This is a genomic window from Streptomyces sp. (assembly GCF_036524955.1).
GTDB lineage: Bacteria > Actinomycetota > Actinomycetes > Streptomycetales > Streptomycetaceae > Actinacidiphila.
Genome location: NZ_DATDBG010000254.1, coordinates 1 through 3493, shown reverse-complemented (window position 1 = coordinate 3493; position 3493 = coordinate 1). Strand labels below are relative to the sequence as shown.

General features: G+C 72.0%; 8 protein-coding genes and 1 pseudogene. All 9 read left to right on the top strand.

Translation table 11 applies throughout. The features are described 5' to 3' along the window. Positions 1-117 precede the first annotated feature (117 nt). A complete protein-coding gene (locus VIW71_RS20200; protein WP_331623806.1) occupies positions 118-453 on the top strand; it encodes a phage head completion protein in 336 nt (111 codons plus the stop codon). Between the two features lie 19 nt (positions 454-472). Continuing rightward, a complete protein-coding gene (locus tag VIW71_RS20195) occupies positions 473-811 on the top strand; it encodes a hypothetical protein (protein WP_331623805.1) in 339 nt (112 codons plus the stop codon). Beyond that, a complete protein-coding gene (locus VIW71_RS20190; protein WP_331623804.1) occupies positions 811-996 on the top strand; it encodes a hypothetical protein in 186 nt (61 codons plus the stop codon). The genes VIW71_RS20195 and VIW71_RS20190 overlap by 1 nt, the downstream gene beginning before the upstream one ends. Before the next feature lie 4 nt (positions 997-1000). Continuing rightward, positions 1001-1399, top strand: coding sequence for an HK97-gp10 family putative phage morphogenesis protein (locus tag VIW71_RS20185; RefSeq protein ID WP_331623803.1), 399 nt, complete (start codon positions 1001-1003; stop codon positions 1397-1399). Continuing rightward, on the top strand, positions 1396-1815 hold the full coding sequence (locus VIW71_RS20180) for a DUF3168 domain-containing protein (RefSeq protein WP_331623802.1): 420 nt from the start codon (positions 1396-1398) through the stop codon (positions 1813-1815). The genes VIW71_RS20185 and VIW71_RS20180 overlap by 4 nt, the downstream gene beginning before the upstream one ends. A gap of 78 nt (positions 1816-1893) precedes the next feature. Beyond that, the gene (locus VIW71_RS20175) at positions 1894-2307 is read left to right on the top strand and encodes a phage tail tube protein (protein WP_331623800.1); all 414 of its coding nucleotides are present in this window, start codon (positions 1894-1896) and stop codon (positions 2305-2307) included. Between the two features lie 17 nt (positions 2308-2324). Then, the gene (locus VIW71_RS20170) at positions 2325-2726 is read left to right on the top strand and encodes a hypothetical protein (RefSeq protein WP_331623799.1); all 402 of its coding nucleotides are present in this window, start codon (positions 2325-2327) and stop codon (positions 2724-2726) included. A 32-nt stretch (positions 2727-2758) separates the two neighbouring features. After that, positions 2759-3121, top strand: coding sequence for a phage tail assembly protein T (locus VIW71_RS20165; RefSeq protein ID WP_331623798.1), 363 nt, complete (start codon positions 2759-2761; stop codon positions 3119-3121). Beyond that, positions 3042-3493: pseudogene (locus VIW71_RS20160) on the top strand (hypothetical protein); the annotation flags it as partial. The gene VIW71_RS20165 and the pseudogene VIW71_RS20160, both read left to right, overlap by 80 nt.

Sequence of the window (3493 nt, the reverse complement as noted above, 5' to 3'; positions counted from 1 at the left end):
CAACCTCGCCAGCGAGACGCTCGGGGACCTGTCCCGGTCCTACAACACCGCGACGGACATCGGGATGGAACTGTCCGGCAGCGACCGCAAGCTCGTCTCGGCGTACCGGGCGCGGACGTGACCGGGTCGATCGGCCACCTGCTGAACCGCACGCTGGAGGTCTGGCGGGAGCTCGGCGAGGACGACGGCTACGGCGGCCGCCGCACGGTCCGCAGCCTGGCCGGGCAGGTGCCGGCCAAGGTCGACCAGCCCTCGGCGGCCGAGCGCACCCTGGCGCAGCAGTCCGGGTCCGAGCACACCCACACCGTGTACCTCCTCCCGGACGCGGACGTGGCCCGCGGCGACCAGCTGAGCGGCGACGGCGACACCTTCCGGGTGCTGTCCACCGTCACCCCGTCCGCCCCCGCCTACCTGAAAGCCGAGTGCGCGCTGATCCAGGCCGCACCCACCTGACCCCCGGAAGGGATCACTCATGGCTGCTCTGCCTCTGAATCTGGCCTCGATCGCCGGCGGCACGGTCATCGACGACCACCTGGTCGCCGCGGCCGCGCTCGGCGACACCGTCCCCGTCGGCCCCCGCCGTTTCCTGTACGTCAAGAACGGCTCCGGTGCCTCGGTGACCGTCACGGTGGTCACCCCGGGGGACGTGTCCGGGCTGGCCGTCGCGGACGCCACCCTGGTGCTGGCCGCGGGCAAGTCGGGGGCGATCCCGCTGCCGCGGCTCACCGCCGGCGCGGACGGCCGCGCCTCGATCACCTACAGCGCCGTCACCACCGTCACCGTCGGCGTCTTCGAGCTGGTGGACGCCTGATGCCCGCCAGCGACCAGCGGCGTCCGCCGCTGCCCAGGGACCCGCTGGAACTGCGGCAGGAAGCCGAAGCAGCCCTGGACCTGGACAACACCGAAGCTGCCGGCGCGGAGTACGCGATCGCGCTGGCGCTGCTGGCGGTCGCCGGCGAGCTGGCCGCGATCCGCCGCGACATGCGAAAGAGGTGACGGCGTGGCACGGCGAGCAGGCCGGTCCCGCGGCCGCGGGGCGGTGACGGTCCGGATCGACGGCATCGCCCGCCTCCGGGACCGCATGCACGAGCTCGGCCCCGACATCATCGAGGCCCTGGCCCGCGCGGTGAAAGAGTCCGCCGAGGCCGTGCGGGACGAGACCGCGCGGACCGTACCGCGGGCCGGCGGGCACCTGGCCGAGACCGTGGATATCCAGTACGAGGACGGCGGCCTGGCCGCCAAGGTCGGATGGTCCGACCCCACCTCGTACTACGCGCACTTCGTGGAGCACGGCACCCGCCGCGCCCCCGCGCAGCCCTCCCTGGGCCCCGCCCTGGAGGCCGAGCGCGCCCGGTACACCGCCCGCCTGAGTGACGAGGTGAGGCGGGCCCTGCGGTGACCGCACCCATGGCGATGCTGCTGGTGCAGGGCGCCCTGTACGAGCGGATGAAGGACAGCCCGGACCTCATGGGCCTGGTGACCGGGGTGTACGACCAGGTCCCGGAGACCGCGGCGTATCCGTACGTCGTGCTGGGTGAGTCCACCGAGACCCCGGACAACCGCCTGTCGGGGCTGGGCCGGCAGACCACCCACACCCTGCACATCTGGTCCCGCTACGAGGGCTACGCGCAGGCCCTGCAGATCCTGGCCGTGGTGGTCGCCTTGTTCGACCACCAGCCGCTGACCGTGCCCGGCCTGCACCACGTGGGGACGTACTACGAGTTCTCGCAGACGCTGACGGACCCCGAACCGCCGGGCAGCCTGCGGCACGTGCCGGTCAGGTTCCGGGTGCGGACCGAGCAGCCGTCCGGCTGAGCCCGTACGCCCTCACCCCTTGCCCCCGCGCCGCCGGCCCGGGGGCGCACCTATGAGCACACCAGAGAGGTGGTTCCTATGGCCGGCATGGACGGCTTCGGTACCGAGCTGAGGCGCGGCGACGGCGCCACACCCGAGCTTTTCACCGCGATCGCGGACCCGACCGGGATCTCCGGCCCGGGCCTGTCGCGGGAAACCCTCGACGTCACCAGCCACGACAGCCCGGACGGCTGGATGGAGTTCGTCGGCGGCCTGAAGGACGGCGGTGAGGTGTCCATTGACGTCAACTACCAGCCGTCCGAGCACGACCAGCTGGTCGACGACTTCGACGACACCGAGCCGCGCAACTACCAGCTGGTCTTCCCCGACCCCGGCCAGACCACCTGGTCCTTCGCCGGGATCATGACCGGTTTCGAACCGGACGCCCCCTACGACGACAAGCTCACGGCCACGATCACCTTCAAGGTGTCCGGCAAGCCGACCATCTCCTGACCTGAAAGGCACACCCTGTGGCATTCCTGACGAAAGACCAGATCACCGCCGCCGACGACCGCACGTGGGAGGACGTCGACGTCCCCGAGTGGGGCGGCACGGTCCGTGTGCTGGGCCTGTCCGGCACCGACCGCGACGCCCACGAGGCCTCGATGGTGCAGCTCGGACCGAACGGGTCGGTACAGCGCATCAACCTGGCCGACTCCACCGCCAAGCTCCTGGCCAAATCCCTGGTCGGCGAGGACTTCGAGCGGCTGTTCACCGACAAGGAGGTCAAGGACCTGGGCACGAAGAACGGGGCGGTACTGCACCGGCTGTACGAGGTGGCACGGCGCCTGTCCGGGCTGGGCAAGAAAGCGGTTGAGGAAGCGGCGGGAAACTCCGGGCGCGCCCGGAGCGCGCCTTCTACTTCCGCCTGACCGGCCACCTCGGTCACCGAAGCGTCGCGGACATGCTCGCGTCGGTGTCCTCGGCGGAGCTCACCGAGTGGATGGCGTACGAGCAGATCACCGGGCCGCTCGGGGCGGCCCGCGACGACCTGCTGATGTCGATCCTCGCCTCGGTCGTGGCCAACGCCGCCCGCGGCAAGAAAGGCCAGCGGGCCCGCCCGAAGGACTTCCTGCCGCAGTGGGACCGGGGCCGGCGGATGGGCTGGCAGGAGATGCTCGCCGCGGTGAAGGCCATCAACAAGCGCATGGGCGGAACCGACAAGACCGCAGGCGAGGGGGTGGGGGATGTCGATCCTGGACGAGCTGCTGGTGCGCCTGGGCGTCGACGCGGACGGGCTGAGCGCAGGCGCCGAGACCGCGGCTGACAGCGTGGAAGAGTCCCTGGAGGGCATCAGCGACACGGCTGCCAAGGTGGGCCAGGACGTCGCCGCGGCCGCCGACAAGGCCGCCGGAGCGCTGGGGGATGTCGGCACCGCGGCCGGTGACGCGGCCGCCGGCGCCGAGCAGGCGGCGGCCGGTGTGGAGGCATCGTTCAAGGACATCGCCGCCGCGGCGGCCGGCGCCGCGGTCGCCGGACTGTTCGTGACCGGTCTGACCGCGGCCATGGACATCACCGAGGCCACCACCCGGCTGCAGAACCAGCTGGGCCTCACCGACCAGGAGGCGGCCCGCGCCGGCGACGTCGCCGGCGAGGTGTTCGCCGACGGATTCGGCGAGTCCGTGGGGCAGGTCGCCGA